Annotated in this window: 19 protein-coding genes and 1 tRNA gene; 7 read left to right on the top strand and 13 right to left on the bottom strand. The window is 68.6% G+C overall.

The annotated features are described in order from the left end of the window. The first annotated feature begins 7 nt into the window (after nt 1-7). From Q0326_RS01110 to Q0326_RS01095, 4 genes are all read left to right on the top strand, one after another. Nucleotides 8-2,167, top strand: a complete 2,160-nt coding sequence (locus Q0326_RS01110; RefSeq protein ID WP_298686191.1) for a TonB-dependent receptor — start codon at nt 8-10, stop codon at nt 2,165-2,167. A 151-nt stretch (nt 2,168-2,318) separates the two neighbouring features. Next, nucleotides 2,319-3,056: a hypothetical protein gene (locus Q0326_RS01105; protein WP_298686189.1), complete on the top strand. Its 738-nt coding sequence runs from the start codon at nt 2,319-2,321 to the stop codon at nt 3,054-3,056. A gap of 5 nt (nt 3,057-3,061) precedes the next feature. Then, the gene (locus tag Q0326_RS01100) at nt 3,062-3,955 is read left to right on the top strand and encodes a hypothetical protein (protein ID WP_298686187.1); all 894 of its coding nucleotides are present in this window, start codon (nt 3,062-3,064) and stop codon (nt 3,953-3,955) included. A 66-nt stretch (nt 3,956-4,021) separates the two neighbouring features. After that, nucleotides 4,022-5,638 carry a cyclic nucleotide-binding domain-containing thioredoxin-disulfide reductase gene (locus Q0326_RS01095; RefSeq protein ID WP_298686185.1) on the top strand — a complete coding sequence of 539 codons (1,617 nt, stop codon included), beginning with the start codon at nt 4,022-4,024 and terminating at the stop codon, nt 5,636-5,638. Between the two features lie 243 nt (nt 5,639-5,881). Here the strand turns inward: Q0326_RS01095 and Q0326_RS01090 are convergent, their stop codons facing one another. The 3 genes from Q0326_RS01090 to Q0326_RS01080 all read right to left on the bottom strand — a co-directional run bounded on the left by Q0326_RS01090 (nt 5,882) and on the right by Q0326_RS01080 (nt 8,302). Next, on the bottom strand, nt 5,882-7,522 hold the full coding sequence (locus Q0326_RS01090) for an NAD(P)/FAD-dependent oxidoreductase (protein WP_298686183.1): 1,641 nt from the start codon (nt 7,520-7,522) through the stop codon (nt 5,882-5,884). Between the two features lie 119 nt (nt 7,523-7,641). Further along, on the bottom strand, nt 7,642-8,082 hold the full coding sequence (locus Q0326_RS01085; protein ID WP_298686181.1) for a VOC family protein: 441 nt from the start codon (nt 8,080-8,082) through the stop codon (nt 7,642-7,644). 143 nt (nt 8,083-8,225) lie between these two features. After that, nucleotides 8,226-8,302 (bottom strand) — tRNA-Arg (locus Q0326_RS01080). 55 nt (nt 8,303-8,357) lie between these two features. Here Q0326_RS01080 and Q0326_RS01075 point away from each other — a divergent pair. Further along, a complete protein-coding gene (locus tag Q0326_RS01075) occupies nt 8,358-9,089 on the top strand; it encodes a queuosine precursor transporter (protein ID WP_298686178.1) in 732 nt (243 codons plus the stop codon). 111 nt (nt 9,090-9,200) lie between these two features. On the opposite strand, the gene purQ is transcribed toward Q0326_RS01075, so the two are convergent. From purQ to purC, 4 genes are all read right to left on the bottom strand, one after another. Then, on the bottom strand, nt 9,201-9,869 hold the full coding sequence (purQ, locus tag Q0326_RS01070) for a phosphoribosylformylglycinamidine synthase subunit PurQ (protein WP_298686176.1): 669 nt from the start codon (nt 9,867-9,869) through the stop codon (nt 9,201-9,203). Between the two features lie 10 nt (nt 9,870-9,879). Further along, complete coding sequence (gene purS, locus Q0326_RS01065) at nt 9,880-10,110, bottom strand: phosphoribosylformylglycinamidine synthase subunit PurS (RefSeq protein ID WP_298686173.1); 231 nt, start codon at nt 10,108-10,110, stop codon at nt 9,880-9,882. After that, nucleotides 10,107-11,282 (bottom strand): acyltransferase, encoded by a 1,176-nt coding sequence (locus Q0326_RS01060; RefSeq protein ID WP_298686171.1) that lies wholly within the window; start codon nt 11,280-11,282, stop codon nt 10,107-10,109. The genes purS and Q0326_RS01060 overlap by 4 nt, the downstream gene beginning before the upstream one ends. A gap of 539 nt (nt 11,283-11,821) precedes the next feature. Continuing rightward, nucleotides 11,822-12,601, bottom strand: a complete 780-nt coding sequence (gene purC, locus Q0326_RS01055; protein WP_298686169.1) for a phosphoribosylaminoimidazolesuccinocarboxamide synthase — start codon at nt 12,599-12,601, stop codon at nt 11,822-11,824. 249 nt (nt 12,602-12,850) lie between these two features. Here purC and Q0326_RS01050 point away from each other — a divergent pair, with 249 nt between their 5' ends. Both Q0326_RS01050 and Q0326_RS01045 read left to right on the top strand, forming a co-directional pair. Continuing rightward, complete coding sequence (locus Q0326_RS01050; RefSeq protein WP_298686167.1) at nt 12,851-13,501, top strand: DUF6134 family protein; 651 nt, start codon at nt 12,851-12,853, stop codon at nt 13,499-13,501. Nucleotides 13,502-13,510: 9 nt separating this feature from the next. After that, nucleotides 13,511-13,990 (top strand): glutathione peroxidase, encoded by a 480-nt coding sequence (locus Q0326_RS01045; protein ID WP_298686165.1) that lies wholly within the window; start codon nt 13,511-13,513, stop codon nt 13,988-13,990. A gap of 93 nt (nt 13,991-14,083) precedes the next feature. Here the strand turns inward: Q0326_RS01045 and Q0326_RS01040 are convergent, their stop codons facing one another. The 6 genes from Q0326_RS01040 to Q0326_RS01015 form a co-directional block, all read right to left on the bottom strand. Further along, nucleotides 14,084-16,036: an oligopeptide transporter, OPT family gene (locus Q0326_RS01040; protein ID WP_298686163.1), complete on the bottom strand. Its 1,953-nt coding sequence runs from the start codon at nt 16,034-16,036 to the stop codon at nt 14,084-14,086. 101 nt (nt 16,037-16,137) lie between these two features. Next, nucleotides 16,138-18,060: a glucans biosynthesis glucosyltransferase MdoH gene (mdoH, locus tag Q0326_RS01035; protein WP_298686161.1), complete on the bottom strand. Its 1,923-nt coding sequence runs from the start codon at nt 18,058-18,060 to the stop codon at nt 16,138-16,140. A gap of 134 nt (nt 18,061-18,194) precedes the next feature. Next, nucleotides 18,195-19,724 (bottom strand): glucan biosynthesis protein, encoded by a 1,530-nt coding sequence (locus Q0326_RS01030; protein WP_298686159.1) that lies wholly within the window; start codon nt 19,722-19,724, stop codon nt 18,195-18,197. A gap of 217 nt (nt 19,725-19,941) precedes the next feature. Beyond that, entirely contained in the window at nt 19,942-20,574 is a 633-nt protein-coding gene (locus Q0326_RS01025) for a murein L,D-transpeptidase catalytic domain family protein (protein WP_298686157.1), read from the bottom strand. A gap of 105 nt (nt 20,575-20,679) precedes the next feature. After that, nucleotides 20,680-22,056 (bottom strand): L,D-transpeptidase family protein, encoded by a 1,377-nt coding sequence (locus tag Q0326_RS01020; RefSeq protein WP_298686155.1) that lies wholly within the window; start codon nt 22,054-22,056, stop codon nt 20,680-20,682. Between the two features lie 69 nt (nt 22,057-22,125). Beyond that, a complete protein-coding gene (locus tag Q0326_RS01015) occupies nt 22,126-23,202 on the bottom strand; it encodes a D-alanyl-D-alanine carboxypeptidase family protein (protein ID WP_298686153.1) in 1,077 nt (358 codons plus the stop codon). Nucleotides 23,203-23,366 lie beyond the last annotated feature (164 nt).

Genomic DNA, 23,366 nt, shown 5'->3' with positions numbered 1-23,366 from the left:
GTTGCGTATGTCGATCCTGTGCCTCGGCCGTGCCGAAATCCGTCTCGTTTCGCTCGCTGCCGTCGCCTGGGGGATGGCGAGCGCCGCCTGGGCGCAGACCGCCGCTCCGACCAATACCGGCGAGATCGTCGTCACCGCCGACAAGGCCTATGCCGCCGACGCCGCCTATGCCGGCAAGGACGCCGATCTCGGGCCGCTCGGCGATCGCCCTGTTGCCGATACGCCGGCGTCGATTACGATCGTGCCCGAGGCGCTGATCGTCAACAACCAAGCGCGCACGGTCAACGACATCTTGCGCTACCTGCCCTCGGTCGAGGTGCGCGATCAGCAGGGTTTCGAGGTGTCGCGGCCGCAGTCCCGCGGCTTCCAGGGCAGCATCGTGCAGGACACGCGCCTCGACGGGCTCAACATCGTCGGCACCACCGCCATCCCCGCCGAGAATCTCGCCAGCGTCCAGGTCCTCAACGGGCTGACCGGCGCGCTCTACGGCCCGCAGTCGCCGGCCGGCGTGTTCGACTATCAGCTCAAGCGCCCGACCGACGCGCTGCTGCTCCGTCTCGTCGGCAGCTTCGACGCGCGGGGGCTATGGACCGGGCAGGTCGACGCGAGCGCGACCGCCGGCCCGATCGGCTACCGCTTCAACATCGTCCACGGCGAGGGCGAGGGCTATGTCGACGGCAGCCATTTCAACCGCACGCTGATCTCGGCCGACTTCGACATCCATCTCGACGACTTCACCGTGATCGAGGCCGATGCCAGCCATTATGAGACGCGCGGCTACGGGCTGCCGGGCAGCATCGTCTATTTCACCGGCGGCAAGACCGTGCTGCCCGCGGCGATCGATCCGACCCGCCCCGGCTATGGCCAGCCCGACGCAGGCGTCGACCTCAGGACCGACACCGGCCTGATGAAGTTCAAGCACGATCTCGGCGGCGGCTGGAAATTCGAGGTGGGCGGCCTCTACCAGAATGCCGATCGCGGCCTCTACGGCATTACCAACACGCTGACCGACAATGCCGGCGATTACACCGTCACCAAGAACTTCACCGCGGTGCCGCGCTTCACCGTCGCCAGCAACACCGCCGCGCTGACCGGCACCGTGCCGATCTTCGGCCTCGCCAACGACATCGCGATCGGCACCAACGGGTTCGTCAACGGCCAGTACAGCTACCGCAAGTCGATCGCGGTCGCGCTCGGCACCGGCAACCTCGCCAACCCGACCATCCTGCCGACCAAGGCGACCCCTCTCGATGGCGGCGAATACAAGTCCGCGCGCCTCGCGGTGCAGTCGATCGTCACCAGCGATACGCTTCACCTCGACGACCGCATCGCCCTGCAAGGGACGCTCAGTACCTCGTTCCTCAACTCGCGAAGCTGGTCGACCACCGGCGCGGTCACCAGCGCCGATCGCGAGAATGGCGTCGTCAGCGGCACCGTCAGCCTGACCTACAAGCCGGTCGACGCGGTCACCCTCTATGCCACCTACGCCAACAGCGTCGAGCAGGGCGAAAGCGCGCCGGCGGGCACCGTCAACGTCAACCAGATCCTGTCGCCCTACCGCGACCGCGAATATGAGGCCGGCGCCAAATATCAGCTGACTCCGGACTTCCTGATCAGCGCTGCGGGCTTTCGCATGACCCGCCCGCTCGCCACCACCAGCGCGGTCACCAACATCTTCGCGGTGGTCGGCACGCAGCGCAATTGGGGCGGCGAACTGTTCGGGCAGGGGTCGCTGACGCCGTCGCTCAGCCTGTTCGGCGGCGTGACCTATATCGACGCGCGGCTGGTCGACACCGGCGTGGCCGCGACCAACGACGGACGCGTCGTCGGCGTGCCGCGCTTCAAGAGCGACGTCACCGCCGACTTCCATCCGGCGATCGCGGGCGGCTTCGCGGTGACCGGCGCGGTCCATTACGAGAGCGATCGCGCGGCGACCAACACCAACACGAGCTTCGCGCCAGCTTATGCGACCGTCGACCTCGGCGTGCGCTATACCGCGGCGTGGTTCGACCACCACGAGACGCTCCGGCTCAATGTGATCAACATCGGCGACAAGCGCTATTTCTCGTCGATCGCAGACGGCAACATCGTCGGCAGTCCGGGCGCGAACACGGCCTATTCCGGCGCGCCGCGGACGGTGATGGCGGAGCTCGAATTCGATCTCTGAGCCGGCATCGAGGCGCGTCGGTCCTGTCGTGGCGGGGCGTAGGTAAACTCGCCAAATCGGTCCCATCATTGCTTGTTCTCAATAATCGCGCCTCCTAGCCTGCGAATAGATCGTCGCGGATGACGAGATAGTCGCGGTCTGGAGACGGAGCATGGCGAGGACGACGCGTGTTTATTCGGTCAATGGCATCCAATTGGCGCTTACCAAGTCCAATCCGCCGGAATTGCTGATCACCGCGGCTGGCACCGTCGTCTCCACGGGGTGGAACGACATTGCGCTGGTGCCGTTGGAAGAGGAATTGTCGGCCGACGGTATTCTCGATCTGGCCTTTGTCGGCACGCCGCCGGAGGAGGTCTTCGTCGCCTTCCCCGTTCAGGCGGTCGCGCATCATGTCTGGAAGGACGCCGCGAAGATCGTCGGCGTCAAGGTCCACGCGCGCACCAACGAGCTGACGCGCCTGCTCGTCGAACACGGCATCGGCGGTCATGGCGGCATCACCTCGCTGGTCTTCGGCGAGGAGTCGCCGCCGACGACGCAGATCGCCGGCGAGGCGCAGGGTGGGCGGCCGTCGCCCGCCGCGGCGGCCGACCTGATCGGCGCGAAGACCTTCGCGGCCGGCGAGGAGCATATGTCCACGTTTGCCGTAGGCGAAGAGCATCAGCCGCCGATCACGACGCTAGTCTACGGCGAAGAGGGGCCGACGCATTTCCTCGGGGAGACGCCGACCTTCTTCCCCGGGGAACACGGCGCCTCGTTGCCGATCGCCGAGCATCTTTCGATATTCGCCGCCGAACATTGGTCCGCCCCCGGTAGCGAGCAGTTCAAGCCGCAGCCTGATCCATGGGAGAATGTCGCGCTGGGCGGGATCAACGCCTTTGGCATACGCTGACCGGCGTGACGCGGCCAGCGCCGCGCGACATTCTTATCGGCGGGGGGCGTGGCGATCCGAGTCTCGCCTGTCTGATCGAGGCGGCGCACCGCCACGGGTTGGGCGTCGTCCCGGTGCTTGTCGACCTGGACGCGGAGCCATGCCTCGACTGGGATGTCGCGACCGGGCGGATGATCATCGACGGTGCCGCGGTGGATCCCGCGGGCCTGTTCCTGCGCTACGATGTGTTCACACCGCGCAACCCTTCTGCCCCGCTCGACCGCGCGCTCGGCTGGCACAATATACTGCTGGGGTGGGCGGCGGGACGGCCCGAGATCCGGCTCTTCAATCGCGAGATCTCGCCGCAGTCGGGGATCAAACCCTATCAGCTCCAGCTGGCGCGGACGCTGGGCCTGTCGATCCCGACGAGTTGGATCGGCAACGATCTGCGCGCGGTCAGAGCGCGGGACGCGACGGCGTCCATCGCCAAGCCGGTCGGTGGCGGGGCCTATGTCCAGCCGCTCGCCGATGCGCTGGACGGGCAGGATCCGGCGGCGCACCGCGCGCCGATCCCGGCGATCGTCCAGGAACGGCTCGGCTATCCCGAATATCGCGTCTTCGTGATCGGCGACGATACGCATGTGTTCGAGATCGCCTCGACCGCGCTCGACTATCGCCCCGACCCCGCGACGCGGCTCGACTATCGCGGTCGGCTCGGCCCGATCGCCGAGGCCGTCGAGGGCTGCCGCCGGGTCGCCGCGGCGGTGCGCTGCGACTTCGCCGCCTGCGATCTCAAGACCCGCGACGGCGACGCACAACCGGTCTTCCTCGAGATCAACACCGGCCCGATGTTCGCCGCCTTCGACCGCGCCGCCGAGGGTGCGGTGACGCGCTCGATGCTCGCTTATCTGACGCGCTGACGCTGCCGCGTTGCGCATTGCGCCGCGCCGCGGCAGGATCGCGTCTCCGGGGGCGAGGACAGCAGCATGGAAACGATTGGTCGTGACTTGCGCGAGATGCAGCGCGTGCCGCTCGCGGCGTCGCATGTCGAGGCGGTGCGCGCCGCGGGCACGATCGCTCATTATCCCGCCGGCCGGTTCGTCGTGCAGCCGGGCGATCCGGTCGACAGCTTCCTCTACATCGAGGACGGCGAAATCGAGGTGGTCAACGCCTTCACCGGCGAGCGTCATCTGCCCTCGACGCTCGGTCCGACGCAATTCATGGCCGAGATCGCGTTCCTCAACGGCGGCAACTGGTCGATGGCGATGCGCGCCGTCCGCGATACGCGCATGATCGTGGTACCGCGTAGGGCGATGCTCCGCTTGATGTCCGACATTCCCGAAATGTCCGACATCGTCATCACCGTTCTCGCCGCGCGCCGCCGCCGCCAGCTCGATGCGCACGACGGCTCGCTGGTGCTGATCGGCGAGGAGGTCGACCGCGGCGTCCGCCGCATCGCCGACTTCGCCAGCCGCAACCGGCTGCCCTATTCCTCCTACCCGCTGGGTAGCGCCGAGGCCGACAGCGTCGCGACCAGCTGCGCGATCAGCGCCGACCGGCCGGCGGTGATCTTCGGCCGCGACAACATCGTCGCCGACCCGACGCCCGACAAGGTCGCGCGGCTGCTCGGGCTCAATCGCGATCTGGTCGACGACGAGGCGTTCGACCTGCTGATCGTCGGCGGCGGCCCCGCAGGCGTCGCGGCGGGCGTCTATGCGGGGGCGGAAGGGCTCGGCGCATTGGTCGTCGAGGATATCGCGATCGGCGGGCAGGCGGGCACGTCGAGCCGGATCGAGAATTATATGGGGTTCCCGACCGGCATTTCGGGCGCGGACCTGGTCTGGCGCGGCGAGGTCCAGGCGATGAAGTTCGGTACGCGCTTCGTGATGCCGCGGCGTGTCGCCAAGCTCGAGCGGCTCGAGGACCGCAGCTTCTGCGCGACCTTCGACAATGACCAGCGGGTGCGCGCCCGCGCGGTCGTGGTGGCGACCGGTGTCCAATATCGGCGTCTGCCGATCGATCGGCTTGCCGAGTTCGAGGGCGCGGGGGTCTATTATGCCGCGACCGAGAACGAGGCGCGCTATTGCCACGAGTCCGAGGCGATCGTCATCGGCGGCGGCAATTCGGCGGGGCAGGCGGCGATGTTTCTCAGTCGCGCCGCGACGCATGTCCGCCTGTTGGTGCGCGGTACGTCGCTTGCTGCGTCGATGTCGAACTATCTGTCCAGCCGGCTCGAGGCGGATCCGGCGATCACGATCGAATATGGCGCCGAGGTCAGCGCGCTGCACGGCGACGACAAGCTCGAGGGTGTCACGGTCCGCACCGTTGCGGACGGAACGACGCGCGAGGTCGCAAGCTGTGCGCTGTTCATCATGGTCGGCGCCTCGCCGAACAGCGGCTGGCTCTCGGGGCTGGTGGCGCTCGACGACAAGGGGTTCGTGCTGACCGGTGGCGATGTCGGCGGCGGCTCGCCTTATGCGAGCTCGGACCCCGGCATCTTCGCGGTCGGCGACGTGCGCGCGGGCTCGGTCAAGCGCGTCGCCTCCGGGGTCGGCGAGGGATCGGTCGTGATCTCGAAGGTGTGGGCGTATCTGAACGGCTAGGGCGGATCGACATTGGATTTTGTCGAACGATAGCCGTCGCTTTTACCTGTCATGCTGAACTCGTTTCAGCATCCCGCGCGCCCCAGGCGGTATGATCGCAGCAAAGGGGATGCTGAAACACGTTCAGCATGACGTTTCGTTGGTCGCAGCGAGCCGGCCACCGCTGAATGTCGATCCGTCCTACGGGCGTGACATATCGATCGGCCCCGGAACGGAGACGCTGATCGGCGGGATGCTCCAGCCCTAGCGCGGATCCGCCTGGCCGCCCGCCGCGATGCTCAGCGCGACCGCCTCGGCGACCTTGATGCCGTCGATCGCCGCCGACAGGATCCCGCCGGCATAGCCAGCACCTTCGCCTGCCGGGAAGAGCTGCCGCGTGTTGAGGCTCTGGAAATCGCGCCCGCGGGTAATGCGGATCGGCGAGGAGGTGCGCGTCTCGACCCCGGTCAGCATCGCATCGGGATGGTCGTAGCCGGCGATCTGGCGGCCGAAGACGGGCAACGCCTCGCGGATCGCGTCGACCGCGAAGGCGGGCAGGCATTCCGCAAGATCGGTCAGCGTCACGCCCGGCTTGTAGGACGGCACGACCTCGCCGAACGCGCTGGAGGGACGGCCTGCCAGAAAATCGCCGACGCGCTGGCCGGGTGCCGCATAGCTCGACCCGCCCGCGACGAAGGCGGCTTCCTCGAGCCGGCGCTGCAGGTCGATCCCGGCGAGCGGGTCACCGGGATAGTCGCGCTCGGGATCGATGCCGACGACGAGCCCCGAATTGGCGTTGAACTCGGCGCGCGAATATTGGCTCATGCCGTTGGTGACGACGCGGCCAGGCTCCGACGTCGCCGCCACGACGCGGCCGCCCGGGCACATGCAGAAGCTGTAGACGGTGCGGTCGTTGGCGCAGTGATGCGACAGCGTATAGGCGGCGGCACCAAGATCGGGATGTTTCGCGCACGCCCCAAAGCGCGCCTGGTCGATCCAGGATTGCGGATGCTCGATCCGCACCCCGATCGAGAAGGGTTTCGCCTCGATATGCACGCCGCGCGCGTGGAGCATCTTGAAAGTGTCGCGCGCGCTGTGGCCGATCGCCAGCACGACATGGTCGGCGGCGAGATGGTCGCCGGTCGAGAGCTGCAGGCCGCGGATGCGCCGCGTCCCGTCGGCGTCGGTGGCGACGTCGAGATCGTCGACGCGCTGGCCCCAGCGATATTCGCCGCCGAGCGCCTCGATCGTGGCGCGCATATGCTCGACCATCGTCACCAGCCGGAAGGTGCCGATATGCGGATGCGCTTCGGTGAGGATCTCGGGCGGGGCGCCGGCGGTGACGAATTCGGTCAGCACCTTTCGGCCCAGATGGCGCGGATCCTTGACCTGGCTCCACAATTTGCCGTCGGAGAAGGTGCCCGCGCCGCCCTCGCCGAACTGCACGTTCGATTCGGGATCGAGCACGCCGCGCCGCCACAGCCCCCAGGTGTCGCGGGTCCGCTCGCGCACGACCTTGCCGCGGTCGAGCACGATCGGGCGCAAGCCCATCTGCGCGAGGATCAGCGCGGCAAACAGCCCGCACGGGCCGGTGCCGACCACGACGGGGCGGACCGCGGGCGCCGCCATCGGGACGGGGCATGCGAAGCGATAGCGCGTATCGGGGGTCGGGCGGACATGCGGGTCGCCGGCGAAGCGCGCCAATACCGCCGCCTCGTCGCGCACCGCGACGTCGACCGAATAGACCATCACGATCGCCGACTTGCGCCGCGCATCATTGGCGCGGCGGGCGACGGCGAAGTCGAGCAGCGCGTCCGCGGTCAGGGCGAGCCGGTCGAGCACCGCGGCGGCGAGCGCCTCGGGGGCGTGGCCGAGCGGCAGTTTGAGGTCGGTTATCCGGAGCATGGCGCGTGCTCTAGGCCGGTTGGGGCGATGCCGCCAGCATGTCGCGCGCGCACGTCGCGAGGCCGGTGCAGCCGGTCGGCAAAATCCTCAACGCCCGCGCGGCGGGAGGGCCGGCGCGGTCATTTCGCGGGTGGTTGCCAGAACTCGATTTTGGTCCCGTCTGGGTCAAGGATGGAGGCGAACTTGCCGGTCTTGTCCTGCGTGCGCGTGAGGATCTTCACGCCCTTGGCGTCCAGCCGCTTCACGAAGGCATCGAGGTCGTCGACCGCGAAGTTGATCATGAACGCACGGTGCGACGGGGTGATCTCGTCGCTGTCTTGCGGCATCGCGTTCCAGAGCGCCATCGGCGGATGGCCCGAGGCATCGTAGCGCAATATCGCGCCGCCCCAGGGTTCGAGACGGATGCCGAGCACGTCCCGGTACCAGGCGGCCAGCGCCGTCGGGTCCTTGCTGGTCACGAACACGCCGCCGAGCCCCGTGATGTGGCCGGGCGGATCGGCGGCCACCGCCGCCATCGGCAACGCCAAGATCGCGAATGCTGTCAAGAAGCCCGTCTTCATGATGGCTGCTCCCCGGTCGGGCGCCCGCTGCCGCGTGCTACCGGGGTGAATGCTGCCTTGTTCGAGGATAGGCGTCAACGACATCGAGCCGCGACGCGCGACGCCGGCGGGCGAACGGGGCTGGCCATGAACAGACGAGGATATGGCGCGCCCGGCAGGACTTGAACCTGCGACCACAAGCTTAGAAGGCTCGTGCTCTATCCAGCTGAGCTACGGGCGCGTTGCGTCCGCTTAGCGCGGATTGCGCGACCGGGAAACCACGATACGGTGGCGGCATGACCGACAGCCCCGCCGCGCCGCGCCCGATCGATGCCACCGCCGCGGAACAGCGCGGCTTTCGCCATTACGACCTCCTGATGGCAGCATTCGTCGCGATCCTGCTGCTGTCCAACGTGATCGGCGCGGGCAAGGTCGCGACGCTGCACGGCTTCACCTTCGGCGCGGGCATCCTGTTCTTCCCGATCTCCTATGTGCTCGGCGACGTGCTGACCGAAGTCTATGGCTATGCCCGCGCGCGGCGCTGCATCTGGGCGGGGTTTGCCGCCGTGCTGTTCATGGCGTTCATGGCGTGGGTGGTGGTGGCGCTGCCGCCGGCCGCCGATTGGACCAACCAGCCCGCCTATGAGGCGGTGTTCGGGCAGGTGCCGCGGATCGTCTTGGCGAGCGTCTGCGCCTTCTGGGCGGGCGAGTTCGTCAACGCTTTCGTGCTGGCGCGGATGAAGGTTTGGACCGACGGACGGCATCTGTGGACGCGCACGGTCGGCTCGACCGTGTTCGGCCAGGGCGTCGACAGCCTGATCTTCTACCCGCTCGCCTTCTGGGGCGCGGGCGGCTGGACGTATGCGCTGGTGCTGACCGTGATGGTCACCAACTGGGCGATGAAGGTCGGGTGGGAGGTGCTGCTGACCCCGGTCACCTATGCGGTGGTAGAATTCCTCAAGCGCTCCGAGGGGGTCGATGTGTTCGACCGGGCCACCAATTTCTCGCCGTTCGGGCGGCGGAGGTAGGCAACCCGTTCCCCGGCGAAAGCCGGGGCCCAGGCCCGGAGCGTATGGGGGGCGCGACGATCGAATATAGACGTGAGGCCTGGGCCCCGGCCTGCGCCGGGGAACGGGAAATCAGCCCAGCGCTTCGATCAGGCCCTCGAACAGCCGGCGCCCGTCGGCGCGGCCGTGCGCGCTGGTCTCGATCATGCGTTCGGGGTGCGGCATCAGGCCGAGCACGTTGCCGGCGTCGTTGACGATGCCCGCGATATGCCGCGCCGACCCGTTGACCGGTCCGGCATAGCGGAAGGCGACGCGGCCCTCGCCCTCGAGCCGGTCGAGCGTGGCATCGTCGGCGAAGTAGTTGCCGTCGTGATGCGCGACCGGGATCTTGATCGCCTCGGCATCGTCGTAGCGCGCGGTGAACATCGTCTGGGCATTGGCGACGGTGAGCTCGACGTCGCGGCACACGAAGTTGAGCCCGGCGTTGCGCATCAGCGCGCCGGGCAGCAGCCCCGTTTCCGTGAGCACCTGGAAGCCGTTGCAGACGCCGAGCACCGCGACGCCCTTGGCGGCGGCGTCGGCCACCGCGCGCATCACCGGCGAACGAGCGGCCATCGCCCCCGAGCGCAGGTAGTCGCCGTAGGAGAAGCCGCCGGGGACGCCGATGATGTCGATGCCGTCGGGCAGGCTGGTCTCGCCGTGCCAGACCATGACAGGGTCGGCACCGGTGGTCTCGCGCAGCGCGACGGCGAGGTCGCGGTCGCAGTTGGAACCGGGGAAGACGATGACGGCGCTCTTCATATGAGCCTCCTCAGGCCTGTTCGATCCGATAATTCTCGATCACCGTGTTGGCGAGCAGCTTGCGGCACATCTCGTCGAGCGCAGCGGCGTCGGTGCCGTCGGCGAGATCGAGCTCGACGATCTTGCCGATGCGGACGTCGTTGACGCCGCCGAAGCCGAGCCCGGTCAGCGCGTGATGGACGGCCTTGCCCTGCGGATCGAGCACGCCGGACTTGAGGGTGACGATGACGCGGGTCTTCATGAAATCGCTCCGGGCGGTGACGCGGTCCCTTTGGCGGAAGTGGCGCCGCGGGGCAAGCGTGCAGGACGCGGCGCGGCGAGCCGACCACCGCTGAGCAGCCCCGCAGTCGGCCGCGAGACCCACTCCAGCGCGCGCCCGACCAGGATCGTGCCGCCGAGCGCGAGCAGCGGCTGGAGCAGCAGATAGGGCGGGTAGAGCGGCGTCCCCATCTTGCCGACCGCGTGACCGATCAACGGCCCGATCAGCCAGATCAGTACGAGATGGCAGCAGAACAGCAGGAAGGCATAGCGTTCGAGCCCGACGATGGTGCGGCCGAGCAAGCGGGGCACCAGCGCGAGCGCGATCCGCCACAGCGCGAGCGCTGCGGCGAAGCGGATTGGCAGGTCGATCGCGTCGGCGGCGGCGACATGCGTCTTGAGCCAGGCGTCGTAGAAGCTCGAGGCGGCGATCTTGGCGGGCGCGAACAGCAGATAGGGCAGCAGGCAGGCCCAGAGCGGCCAGGCGGCGATGCGCTCGGCGGTGCCGGCGCGGCGCGCGAGCATGCCCGACAGGAAGAACAGCAGGATCGGCGGCCGCAGCAGCAGCGGGAACACGAACCCGCTCGCCGACCAGAGCAGGGCCAGGCCCCACGCCGCCCAGAGCCAGCGGTCGCTGAGCCGTGCGAACAGTGGCGCCGCGCACATGCACAGGAAGAGGTCGCGCAGGAAACTGATCTGGACGTTGATCGGATTGGGCTGGGTCACGCAGCCGATCCAGTCGAGCGCCTCCCACAGGTTCGCCGGGATGGGGGCGGCGAGATGGCCCCAATAAGCGAAGCCACTGACCAGCACGAGCGCGATGACGTTCCACAGCAGCATCGGCGCCAGGATGGTGCGTGCCTTGACCCTGACGAAGCCCGCGTAGCTGCGTTTGCGCGCCGATGGCCCCGACAGCCAGCCCGAGATCGCGCCGAGCAGCGGCACCGCGCTGCGCCCGACGAGCTCGATCAGCACCCAGCGCAGGATGCCCTGATGCGTCGAGTCGAGCTTGGCGAGTCGGTCGCCGTCGAGCCCGGTCCAGGCGTGGACATAGACGATGCCGAGAATGCACAGCACGCGCGCGATGCCGATCGCCTCGCGGACCGGCGGGTCACGGGTCGGGAGGTCGGCGGCGGGACGGGATGCGGTGGCCATTCGGTCAGGCAACGCCCGACGAAGGCGAGGGGTGCATGAAGGATGCGTAAGCTGTTCGGGTCGGCCACTTCTCTTCGTCATCCCGGACCCTTCGACAGGCTCAGGACGGGCTCGGTCCGGGATCCATAGACGCGGCGTTCGCTCGTCCGGCGCCGCGTCTATGGATTCTCGCCTTCGCAGGAATGACGGCGGGGGTAGGGCAAGCCTCGCGGCCGTCGTCATCCTGGCCTTGGTTCAGGATGCAGAGACGCCGCGCTGGCATGGATCGACATTCGGATGTCTTCGTCGTCCCGGCGAAAGCCGGGACCCATGGACGGCGACACGTCGATATTCCGAGGATTCGTCATTGTCGGGCGGCAGTGCCGCCACGCCAATGTCGGGCCCGGTTGCGAACAGGCCGTGTCCATGGATCCCGACTTCCGTCGGGACGACGGCCACGATGATGGACGAACCGATGCCTTACGCTGAATGTCGATACTGTCTGGCAGACAGGCGTAGCGCGTCAGATCCTGGCCTTCGTCAGGATGGCGGACGTGGCCTTACTTGCCGCGCTTCTTGCGGTGGCTTTCCATGTCGAGCACCGAGGTCTCGGCGCCTTCGGGAAGCAGCCCCAGCCGGCGCGCGACCTCCTGATAGGCTTCGACCTCGCCGCCGAGATCCTGGCGGAAACGATCCTTGTCGAGCTTCTCGTTGGTGGCCATGTCCCACAGCCGGCAGCCGTCGGGGCTGATCTCGTCGGCGAGGATCACGCGCGCGAAATCATTCTCCCACAGGCGGCCGAACTCGAGCTTGAAGTCGACCAGCCGGATGTTGATCCCCGCGAACAGCCCGGTCAGAAAGTCGTTCACGCGGATCGCCATGTCGGAGATGTCGTGCATCTCCTCCTGGCTCGCCCAGCCGAAGCAGGCGATATGCTCGTCGGTGACCATCGGGTCGCCGAGCGCATCGTCCTTGTAATAATATTCGATGATTGTGCGGGGCAGCTGCGTGCCCTCCTCGATGCCGAGGCGCTTGGCGAGGCTGCCCGCGACGACGTTGCGCACCACGATCTCGATCGGGATGATCTCGACCTGGCGGATCAGCTGCTCGCGCATGTTGAGACGCCGTATGAAGTGGGTCGGCACGCCGATATTGCCGAGCATCGTGAAGACATGCTCGGAGATGCGGTTGTTGAGCACGCCCTTGCCGCTGATCGTGCCCTTCTTCTGGGCGTTGAACGCGGTCGCGTCGTCCTTGAAATATTGGATGAGCGTGCCGGGTTCGGGGCCCTCGTAGAGGATCTTGGCCTTGCCTTCGTAGATCTGGCGGCGACGTGCCATGCGCGGTTCCTGACGGCCCAAAAGACATAAGCCCCGACGCGTGTTTCGACGCGGCCGGGGCGTAGCGGCCCCTCTAACGGATGCGACACGGCTTTTCAATGCGGCGAGGGTCGGCGGGCACCATGACCAATCGCTAGGCGGCGCCAGTCACTTTCGAAGCTGGCGCGGGCGCCATTGCTGCTATTGCGAAGGGCGAATCGATACGGGCCGGGCACGATCAGTCGTCCCAAACTTGGCGAAGGGATGCGCATGATCGAACGACGCGAGCTGCTGCTCGGTGGCGCGATGCTGGCGGCGATGCCCGCACTGTCTCGGGCGGGGCTTCCGGTGCCCGGCGACCGGCTCGGCTTCGACATCGTCCGCAAGGGCGCCAAGCTCGGCACCCACACGCTTGCCTTCGAGCGCAGCGGCGACGCGCTGACCGTGCGCATCGCGATCGACCTGATGGTCAAGATCGGCTTCATTACCTTGTATCGCTTTGCCCATCACGCCACCGAAAGCTGGGTCGGCGATCAGCTCGTCGGCCTCCAGGCGGTCTCGAGCGACAATGGCACGCCGCAGCGCGTCACCGCGCGCCGCGACGCGAGCGGGCTGGTCGTCGAGGGGACCAAGGCGCCGCGCTACACGGCGCCCGCCAACGCGCTGCCCGCGACGCACTGGAACCGCCGCGAGCTCGACGGGCCGTTCATCAACGTCCAGGACGGGCGGCTGATGCACCCGAAGATCGCGGCGATCGGCAGCAACTTGATCCCGACCGCCGCGGGCACCCAGATCCGCGCCAACCATTTCGCGCTGACCGGCGACGTCCAGACCGACCTGTGGTACGACGCGCGGCAGAGCTGGGCGGGGCTGAGCTTCAAGGTGATGGACGGCTCGACGATCCGCTACCAGCGCCAATAGGGGACGCGCATGGCGAGCATCTATGACTTCTCGGCCGAGACGATCGCGGGCGAGACCAAGCCGCTCGCCGACTATCGCGGACAGGTGCTGCTGATCGTCAACACCGCGAGCAAATGCGGCTTCACCCCGCAATATGACGGGCTCGAGTCGCTGCACGAGCGGTTTTCGACGCGCGGCCTGGCGGTGCTCGGCTTTCCCTGCAACCAGTTCGGTGCGCAGGAGCCGGGCGACGCCGCCGAGATCGCCAATTTCTGTTCGCTGACCTACAGCGTCGGCTTTCCGCTGTTCGCCAAGATCGAGGTCAACGGCCCCGCCGCGCACCCGCTCTACGCCTATCTCAAGCACGAGGCGAAGGGGCTGCTCGGCAGCGAGCGGATCAAGTGGAATTTCACCAAATTCCTGGTCGACCGGAGCGGCAAGGTCGTCTCCCGCTACGCGCCGACCGCCAAGCCCGAGACGCTCGTCCCGGCGATCGAGGCGCTGCTGTAGACGCATCCGTCATCCCGGGCTCGACCCGGGATCCAGGGCTTCACGCGTTCCCGCTTGTGGCTCTAGATGCCGGATCGGGTCCGGCATGACGCGTTACTTACCGCTTATCCGCGCCCCCAAGGTCGTCGCGCGGCGATAGGTCAGCGCCACCAGCACCGCGAACAGCAGCGACCCGCCGACCGTCGCCGCGAGCGCGAAATCGTCGCCGACCACCGCGAGCGGCTTGGGCAGCCCGGTGATCGAGATCGGGATCGCGTGGACGACGCCGAACAGGCTCTCGCCGACGATCAGCCCCGAGGCCATCAGCACCCCGATCCGGCGCGTCGCCTCGTCGACGTTGCGGCGCTCCCAGGCGTGGCCGACGAGCGCGCCGACCACCATCGGCAGCGTCAGCGACATCGGCAAATAGATCGCCATGCCGACGCCGAGTGCGGGCAGCCGCATCCGGCCCGTCCGCCCGAGCCAGCCGTCGAGCGCGATCAGTGCCGCGCCGATCGCGACGCCGATGCCGATCAGGCTCCAGTCGAGGTCATGCGCCAGCACGCCCTCGGCGAGCGCGCTGATCAGCAGCGCCTGCGGAGCCGGCAGTGGATTGGGGTGCGCGAGCGAGGGTTCTCCAAAGCCGTAAGCGTGGCCGAGCAGGTTGAGCACCGGCGGAATGGTCAGCGCGCCCGCGACGACGCCGACCATCAGCGCGACCTGCTGCTTCCACGGCGTCGCGCCGATCAGCTGGCCGGTCTTGAGGTCCTGCAGATTGTCATTGGCGATCGTCGCGGCGGAGAAAACGATCGCGGTCGCGAACAGCGCGAAGGCGACGAGATGCGGCGCGGTCGCCGCCGTGGGTCCGACGAACAGGGCGAGCAGCAGCGCCGCCGCCAGGATCGCGAGGATTCCGACCCCCGACACCGGGCTGTTCGACGAGCCGACCAGCCCCGCCATATAGCCGCATACCGAGGCGGTGATGATTCCGGCAACATAGACGAACAGCGTGCCGCCGATCGCCAGCGGCAGCGCGATGCCGGCGAGCGGGCCGACGCTCGCGAAATGGCCGAGCAGCCAGGCGATCGGGATGATCAGCGCGCCGCAGATCGCGCCGACGATCGCGACCGGCATGTCGCGCTCCTCGACGGGCAGGATCGCGCCGCCCGGAATTTTGCGCGCGCGCGACGAGGCGGCCGCATCGGTAAGCCCCCGGGCGATCGGCACGATCAGCTTGCCGAGCGTCCACAGCGCGGCGGCGCCGATCACGCCTGCGCCGATGAAGCGCACCTCATGCTTCCAGATGTCGGGCGCGGCGGTGAGCACGTCGACCGGGCCGTGATGGAGGAAGACGAGCAGCGGGGTCGCGACGCCGAAGCCCAGGATCAGCCCGAACAGCATCGCGATGCCGACCGACAGACCGACGAGATGGCCGACCCCGATCAGCGCAAAGGACAGGCTGAAGCTCATGCCGGTGGCGGTCGGGCCGACGCGGAACCAGCCGCCGGCCTCCTCGGCGACGAGCCGCATCGCCGCGAGCAGCCCGAAGCCCGCCGAGACGACGCTGCCGAACAGCAAGGCGGAAAGGCCGGAGCGGCTTTCCTCGACGCCGCTGCCGCCCGCCTCGGCGCTGCCGACCTTGAGCACCTCGGCGGCGGCGCAGCCTTCCGGGAAGGGCAGGTCCGATCCGGTGACCAGCGCGCGGCGCAAGGGAATCGAGAACATCACCCCGAGCAGCCCGCCGGTCGCGCAGATCAGGAAGCTCTGCCAGAAGGGGAAGTCGGCCCACCAGCCGACCATCACCAGCCCGGGCAGCACGAAGATGATCGAGGCGAGCGTGCCCGCCGCCGAGGCGACGGTCTGGACGATGTTGTTGCGCAGGATGCCGGCCTGGCCGAGCGCCTTGAGCACCGCCATCGAGATCACCGCGGCGGGGATCGAGGTCGCGAAGGTGAGCCCGACGCGCAGCCCCAGGAAGACGTTGGCGGCGGTGAACAACAGGGTGAGCAGCACGCCGAGGGCGAGCGCGCCGAAGGTCAGCTCGTTCTCGGTGGTGGTGCGCCGCATATCTGTCCTCGTTCGTTTGAGGGACGAGCGTTACATCGCGCGGGAGGGCATGGCGAGTGCAGCGCGAAAATCCTCTCCGAGCGAGCTCGGGGAGGATCAGGTCACGACGGTTGCCGTCGCGGCAGCATCGTGCGGAGGGCCGGCCAGCGGGGTTCGTCGGTCGGCGGGGTCGGTTCACTGCGATCCTCGGCGCCCGGCTGGGCGTCGCGGATCAGCGGGTTGGGGCGCCGCTCCTCGGGGATCAGGAACAGGCCGTGGCGGGCGGACGCCTGGCCCAGCGAGGCCCGCGACGTCCAGGTGACCAGCAGGGGCGCGGCGAGCAGCCCCGCGAAGATCGGCGCCATCCACACCGCCGCCTGCAGCCCGAGCAGCGCCGCGGCCGCCATCGCGCCGCCGACGATCAGATGCCAGCGATAGTGGCGCGCGGCATCCGACAGCGCGATGCCGTCCGAGACGCGGTTCTGCGCCGCCCAGCCGCTCGGGCGGCCGCGCAGGATGTCGATCACCGCGAGCGTCTGGGTCAGCATCATCATCGGCGCGACCAGCACGCCGAGCGGGATGTCGAGCCCGACGCTCTTGATCAGCGCCCAGCCGCCGCCGAAGCCGCCGCGCCGCATCGGATCGGCGAGCATCCAGCCCAGCGCCATGAATTTGGGCGCGAACAGCAGCACCAGCGTCAGCCCGAGCAGCCAGCCCGAAGGCGCGATGATCTGGATCTCGCCCTGCGAATGGACCGCAACGATCGCGCTCGCCGCCAGCAGCATCAGCCACAGCGGCGAGGTGAGATAGGCGGACGCCCCCATCAGCAGCTGCAGCCGGCTGACCCAGTGCAGCCCTGCGGTATCGAGCACGCGCAGATGCTGGAGATTGCCCTGGCACCAGCGCCGGTCGCGCGCGGCATGCTCGACGAAGGTGGGCGGATATTCCTCATAGGTGCCGTCCTGCATCGCGACCATGTGGCACGCCCAGCCGCGCCGGCGCAGCAGCCCCGCCTCGTACATGTCGTGGCTCATGACATGGCCGCCGAAGGGCTCCGGGCCGGAGAGCTTGGGCAGGCCGCAGGATTCGGCGAAGGCGGCGACGCGGATGATCGCATTGTGGCCCCAGAAGCTCGATTCGGCACCCGACCACCAGAGCAGCCCGGCGGAGAAGACCGGGCCGTAGAGCCGCGCCGCGAACTGCTGCCAGCGCGCGAACAGCGTCTCGCCGCCGATCACCATCGGGATGGTCTGGAGCAGCGCGACCTGCGGGTGGCGGTCCATCGCCGCCGCCAGCCGCATCACCGCGGCGCCGCTCATCAGGCTGTCGGCGTCGAGCACCAGCATATAGTCATAGCCGCCGCCGTGGCGCCGCACCCAGTCGGCGATGTTGCCGGGTTTGCGGCCCTCGTTGACCGTGCGGCGGCGATACCAGATCGGCAGCGGGCTCAACCCCCGCAGCCGGCGGAAGGCGCGGTGCTCGGCCGCCTCGCGCTCGGGCCGGCTGTCGCTGAGCACGAAGATCTCGAACAATTGCGACCCGCCCGCCGCCGCGACCGACCGCGCCATCGCGCGCAGCCGCGCGAACACGGGCTCGACCTCCTCATTGTGCACCGGCAGCAGGATCGCGGTGCGCCCGGTCGGCAGCGCCTGGGGCGCGGCGGCGGGCGTCGGCACCGAGCGGCCCGAGACGAGCAGCAGGAAGCCCGCGAAGGCGTTGAGGAAGCCGAAGGCGATCCAGGCGAACAGCGCGAAGAACAGCAGCATCAGCACGACGTCGCTGCCCGAGATCCCGTCGCTCGACAGGCTGCGCGTGATCTCGCCCGCACCGAAGGTGCCGATCACCAGCGTGCCGAGCACGAGCAGCAGCCGGCGCTCGGTCATCCCCGGCGGCGAGGTGCGCGGCGGCGGCGGCGCGTCGGGGGCGTGGTCGAGCGCCTGGACCGGCATCGACGTCGGCGTTTCGCGCGGCATGTCGTCGGGCGCGTGCGGGGTCCACGGTCCCGGGGTGGCCGCACCCGTCGCGCCGCGGATGTCGTCGGTCAATCTCGAACCCTCATGTCATAGAGCGGGTCGCCAAGCCCGGCATCATTCCCATCGTCGCCGGTCTGCGCCGCGCTGAACCTTATCACAACCCGATGGCGTTCGTCCGGTTCCTTGGCCGGATGAACGCGCGATCGTCATTTGCCGGCTATCTGGGTCAGGCACACCTCGCTCAGCGCCGCGCCGCCCCGGCGGAGCACGCAGCGGATGTCGACGGGGTCGTGACCGGCGGGGGTGATGTCGACCATCAGCCGCCAGCGATCGGCCTGGCCGACGACGGGATAGGCAGCGACATTGTCGGCGGTGCCGCGGGTGACGGCGAGATCGGGGACGACGCCGCTCGACCGGCCGAGGCCGACCAGCGCGGGGCCGGCGAAGTCGATCACCAGCTTGGTCGCGGCGGCATTGACCGGCTGGCCGGGGCGGCCGCCCTGGCCGCGGAAGATGTCGACGACGCGCGCGGGCCCAGGCGACAGCGGCTCGTCGGCGATCCAGCGCAGCCGGTAGGCGAGGTCGTAATGCATGCCGGCCTTGGCGGGGGCGGCGGGCACCCACATCGCGACGATATTGTCGTTGGTCTCGTCGGTGGTCGTGAGTTCGACCAGCGTCACGGCGCCGGCGCCCCAATCGCCCTTGGGTTCGACCCACAGCGTCGGCCGCTTCTCGTAGAAGACGCCGTCGTCCTGATAATGATCGTGGTTGCGGTCGCGCTGGAGCAGGCCGAAGCCTTTCGGCCCCTTGTCGGCGAAGCTGTTGGCGGTGGCGCCGGGCGGATTGGACAGCGGGCGCCACAGCCGCTCGCCCTTGCCGTTGAGGATCAGCAGCCCGTCCGAATCGTGGATCTCGGGGCGCCAGTCGGTGGCGCGGGCGCGGTCGGCCTGGTCGTACCAGAACATGCTGGTCAGCGGCGCGATGCCGAGCCGCGCGATATCCTTGCGCAGATGCAGCGAGGCCTCGACGTCCTGGGTGACGCCGGCGGCGGTCTTGCGGTTGGTGAAGCGGTAGGCGCCGACCACGCTCGGCCCCTCGAGCAGCGCATCGACGAGCAGCGCGCCGTCGGCGCCGCGGCCCAGCCAGAATTTGGTGAAGGAGGGGAATTCCTCGGGCCCGGGGCCGCCGGTGTCGATCGCGAGGCCGCGCGCGGACAGGCCATATTGGTCGAGCGCGCCCGACGAGCGGAAATAGGAGGCGCCGGCGAAGGCGAGCCAGTCGCTGGTCCCCGCCGCGTTCATCGCGCGGAAGCCGGAGAGGCCGCCATTGGGCCCGAGCTTCGCGAGCGGGCTGTCGGCGGGCATGGCGAACAGGTTCGGGCTGTAGCGGAACGGCCTGGCGACATTACCGTCGACGAGGAAGATCTCGACCGGGATCGGCTGGAAATGCGTGATCGGGAAGAAGCGGACGCCGCCGCTCGGCGCCTTCAGCTGGGTGGCCGACGCCTTGAACTGGATCGCGTTGAGCGCGTCATAGTCGACATGGTCGACCCCGGGGGCGGGCGGGGGCGGCGCCTTGTAGGGCTGGCGGGCAAGCGTCGCGGCGTGCGCCTTGAGCATGTCCCACGAGAAGGGCTGGCCATCCCCGCCGGTGGTCGCTGCGAGCAGGCGGCCGGCGGGCAGGGCGGCGACGGCACCCAGCGCGGCGATGAGGTCGCGTCGTGTCGTGTTGATCATGCCACGAGATACGGGCGGGGCGGGGCGGTTTACAAGAGGCGCTCGACGGACGCGCTTGAGTCATGCTTCGCTACACCATGAACCGTCATCCTGAACTCGTTTCAGGATCCCGCTCGCCGCAGGCGAAGGCCCTGAAGAGAGGGGATGCTGAAACGAGTTCAGCATGACGGATGAAAATGGCCTCGCCGTTCGATTAGTTTGAGCGGCCGCCCCCCGATCACACCTTGTCGGCGTAGATCATCCGGCCCTGGCCGAGGCTGCCCAGCGTGTCCTCGAGATCCGAGGCGGAGAGCGCGAAACAGCCTTCCGAGCGGCCGAGCTTGCCGTGCTGCGCGATCATGTCGGCGCCGACATACCAGGCGGCATGGACCACGACCGCGCGCGGCTCGACGTTGGAGTTGGTGCTGTCGAGACCGAGCAGGCGGCGCGAGCGGCCGTGCGCGCCGACATAGATGTCGCCGGTCAGATAGGTGCCCTGCGACGAGGCCTCCGAGCCGATGTCGTTCGAGAAGCGGGTGAGGAAGCCGGTATGCTCGGGATCGGAGCCGCGGCCGTGCGCGACGAGCAGGCTGCGGCTGCGCCCCGAGGCGAGATCGACGATGTGGAAGCGCGGCTGCGACGAGGGCAGGTCGAAATCGACGATCGCCATCTTGTCGCGCTGCTGGATCCGGTCGCCATGCCGCTGCAGCGCGGTGAGCGCGCGACGGAACAGATCGGGGCGGATCGTCATCGGCGAGGCCGGCATCGCGGTCGCGGTGGGATGGCCGACGCCGGGGAGCCCGGTGTTGAGCTGCGCGAACGCCGGCCCGGCCAGCAGGCCCGCGGTGACGATCGTACCCGTACGAAGCAATTCACGACGCGAAAGCGCCGACCCCCGAGGAGAATCCACTAGCTGTCCTTGCATGTGCCCGATGTGCCCGGGGATGCTTATAGCAGAGGTAACCTTCCCCCGATGCTAATAAGTGGCGTTGGTTCCCGGATCTTCGGCACGTTCCGGCTCGGGCGCTGCACCGTTCGTCGTGGATTCTCGCTTCGGCGTTAACGAAGACCGCTTCACCGCCGCAGCCGAATCGGGGCGTTTGTAGCTCTTGTCATGGTCGAGCGCGGCGATCAGCTCGGCGTCGCGATCATAGGGATCGCCATAGGTGACGACATCGCCATCGGCATCGGGGGCGGCGGTGAAATAGACGATATAGACCGGCACGGTCTTCTGGATCGGCAGCGTGTGCGTGGTGAGATCGGCCATCGCGTCGCTGATCGTGTCGGGCTGGGTGAGCTCGCCGGCGAGCGTCGCGATCCCCTGGACGCGGATGCAGCCGTGGCTGAGCGCGCGCTCGGCCTTGGCGAAACCCCATTTGGCGGGGGTGTCGTGGAGGTAGATCGCATAGGGGTTGGGCATGTCGATCTTCATCCGACCGAGCGCATTGTCGGGCCCGGGCTTCTGGCGGACATAGGGCTTGCCGCCGATCGTGACGTAGGTGAAGCCGCGCGCGGCGGCATAGTGCTTGCCCGCCCCCTCGCGCAGCACGGTCGGTGGCAATGTCCACCACGGGTTGACGATGATCGAGCCGATATTGGCGGACAGCATCGGCGTCGGCGTCTTGGGCGCGCCGACGACGACGACATGGCTGGCGACGACATCGTCGCCGTGGATCAGCGCGAGCCGGTAGGTGGGGACGTTGACCCAGACATAGTCGGTGCCGAGGTCGCGCGGCATCCAACGCCAGCGCTCCATCGACGCGCGGATGTGGACGCGGCGCGCGTCCGCGTCGGCATCACCATCCTCGCCATCGTCGCCATCGCCATGGTCGGTCGCGTGCAGCGCGGCCTTGAGCGCGAGGTAGCGCGGATCGTGCGGCAGCAGCCCCTGGAGGTAGGCGCCCAGCGTATCCGCCTTCACCGCGGCGGCGAGATCGGCGTCGAGCGTCGCGGGCGCGGCGTGGACGACATGCCAGTCGAGCCGCGACCGGTGGCGGACATGGCCGTCGGCATAATCGAGCGCGAGTGCGTGCGCGGCGCCCGTGGCGAGCGCATCGGTGGCGGGATCGTCGCGGCCTGCGGCGATCGCGGCGGCAAGCGCGTCGCGCTTATAGTCGGCGGGGTGCAGACCCTCGTCGCGGTACGCCTCGACCGCGGCGAGCAGCTGGTGGAGCGGTTCGGCCGGCCAGTGCAGCGGCGGGGGTGGCGGCGGCGGGGGAGGGGCGGTCGCGATCGCGGTCGCGCCGGACGCGTTCGGCCCGCCGTGCGTCCGCCACAGCAGCCCGCCCGCGACCAGCAGAACCGCGGCGGCAGTACCCAGCACGGCGGTGCGGGGACGAGGTATCCTGGCCATGTCGGGAAGGACCCTGCATCAACGTCACGCGGCTGCGACTGTCCGCGTCGTCCTCGGACCATAGCAGCCTTACGATGTGTGTCGACGCGTGCGTTTGTGGCTCGACGATTTCTTCGCGGCCTCGTGCGATTTGGCCACATGATGGTCGTGGTGCCGCGCCGCCGGCTTCTCGGCCTTGCGGTCGCGCGCTCGGTCCCGGCGGCCATGCGCATGGCGCTCGGGGGCGTGACGGTCCGGTGCGGCACGCTGCACGGCGCGGCGCGCCGGCATCGGCGTGTCGGGCTCGTCGGAGGCGCCCTGATCGACGGGCGGTTCGAGCCGCAGCGCCGAATGGTCGGTCTGCGGCAGCACCGAGGCGACCGTCACCGCCTGGCCGACGCCGCGCCGGTCGAGCACCGAGAAACCCGCCTCGAGCAGGTTCTGCGCGTCGCGGTTGCGCACCACCAGGCTGGGCTCGCCGAGCACCACGGCGACCAGCCGGCGGTTGCCGCGCTGCGCCGAGGCCGCCAGCGTGAAGCCCGAATCGACCGTATAGCCCGTCTTGATCCCGTCGAGCCCGGCCATCTTGCCGAGCAGATGGTTGTGATTGATCATCGTCGCATTCTGCCAGACATAGTCGCGCTGGCCGAAATAGCGGTAGAAGCGCGGATGGTCGTGGATCAGCGCCAGCGCGAGGATCGTCAGGTCGCGCGCTGTGGTGACGTTGGCGGGATCGGGCAGCCCCGAGGCGTTGTCGAAATGCGTGTTGCGCATGCCCAGCTGCATCGCCTTGGCGTTCATCAGGCCGACGAAGCTCTGCTCGTTGCCGCCGAGTTTTTCCGCGAGCGCGACCGCGATGTCGTTGCAGGATTTGACCGCCACCACCGAGATCGCATTGTCGACGCTGAGGCTCTGGCCGACCTTGAGGCCGAGCCGCGACGGCCTTTGCGACGCGGCGTGCGCCGAGACCGTCACCGGGTCGCTGATCCGCATCCGCCCCGCCTCGACCGCGTCGAAGGTGAGATAGAGCGTCATCATCTTGGTCAGCGAGGCGGGATGACGCAGCTCGTCGGGCGCGTTGCTGTAGAGCACCTCGCGCGTATTGGCGTCGACCATGAAGGCGGCATAGCGCGGCGCCGCGGCCTGTACCGGCGACAGCGCCCCCACGGCGATCAGCCATGCACCGGCTACGCGAGAAACAGCGAACCGCGCACCCGATCGGACGCGGCGCGAAAAAATGGTCTGCAAGAGTCCCGCCCTGTAAGCCGAGGCAGAAGGCCTCAGAGGAATCATAGGGCGCGCCAGCCACATAGCCAAGCCGCGGACGGCAC

This window comes from uncultured Sphingomonas sp. (genome assembly GCF_937859915.1).
In the GTDB taxonomy this organism is placed as follows: Bacteria; Pseudomonadota; Alphaproteobacteria; order Sphingomonadales; family Sphingomonadaceae; genus Solisphingomonas.
The sequence above is the reverse complement of the archived record's forward strand: the minus strand, read 5'-3'. Positions and strand labels throughout refer to the sequence as shown.

Excerpts from the sequence above, each read along its gene's own strand:
- Q0326_RS01110 (WP_298686191.1), top strand. The coding sequence starts at position 8 with ATGTCGATCCTGTGCCTCGGCCGTGCCGAAATCCGTCTCGTTTCGCTC.
- Q0326_RS01105 (WP_298686189.1), top strand. The coding sequence starts at position 2,319 with ATGGCGAGGACGACGCGTGTTTATTCGGTCAATGGCATCCAATTGGCG.
- Q0326_RS01095 (WP_298686185.1), top strand. The coding sequence starts at position 4,022 with ATGGAAACGATTGGTCGTGACTTGCGCGAGATGCAGCGCGTGCCGCTC.
- Q0326_RS01090 (WP_298686183.1), bottom strand. The coding sequence starts at position 7,522 with ATGCTCCGGATAACCGACCTCAAACTGCCGCTCGGCCACGCCCCCGAG.
- Q0326_RS01085 (WP_298686181.1), bottom strand. The coding sequence starts at position 8,082 with ATGAAGACGGGCTTCTTGACAGCATTCGCGATCTTGGCGTTGCCGATG.
- Q0326_RS01075 (WP_298686178.1), top strand. The coding sequence starts at position 8,358 with ATGACCGACAGCCCCGCCGCGCCGCGCCCGATCGATGCCACCGCCGCG.
- purQ (WP_298686176.1), bottom strand. The coding sequence starts at position 9,869 with ATGAAGAGCGCCGTCATCGTCTTCCCCGGTTCCAACTGCGACCGCGAC.
- purS (WP_298686173.1), bottom strand. The coding sequence starts at position 10,110 with ATGAAGACCCGCGTCATCGTCACCCTCAAGTCCGGCGTGCTCGATCCG.
- Q0326_RS01060 (WP_298686171.1), bottom strand. The coding sequence starts at position 11,282 with ATGGCCACCGCATCCCGTCCCGCCGCCGACCTCCCGACCCGTGACCCG.
- purC (WP_298686169.1), bottom strand. The coding sequence starts at position 12,601 with ATGGCACGTCGCCGCCAGATCTACGAAGGCAAGGCCAAGATCCTCTAC.
- Q0326_RS01050 (WP_298686167.1), top strand. The coding sequence starts at position 12,851 with ATGATCGAACGACGCGAGCTGCTGCTCGGTGGCGCGATGCTGGCGGCG.
- Q0326_RS01045 (WP_298686165.1), top strand. The coding sequence starts at position 13,511 with ATGGCGAGCATCTATGACTTCTCGGCCGAGACGATCGCGGGCGAGACC.
- Q0326_RS01040 (WP_298686163.1), bottom strand. The coding sequence starts at position 16,036 with ATGCGGCGCACCACCACCGAGAACGAGCTGACCTTCGGCGCGCTCGCC.
- Q0326_RS01030 (WP_298686159.1), bottom strand. The coding sequence starts at position 19,724 with ATGATCAACACGACACGACGCGACCTCATCGCCGCGCTGGGTGCCGTC.
- Q0326_RS01020 (WP_298686155.1), bottom strand. The coding sequence starts at position 22,056 with ATGGCCAGGATACCTCGTCCCCGCACCGCCGTGCTGGGTACTGCCGCC.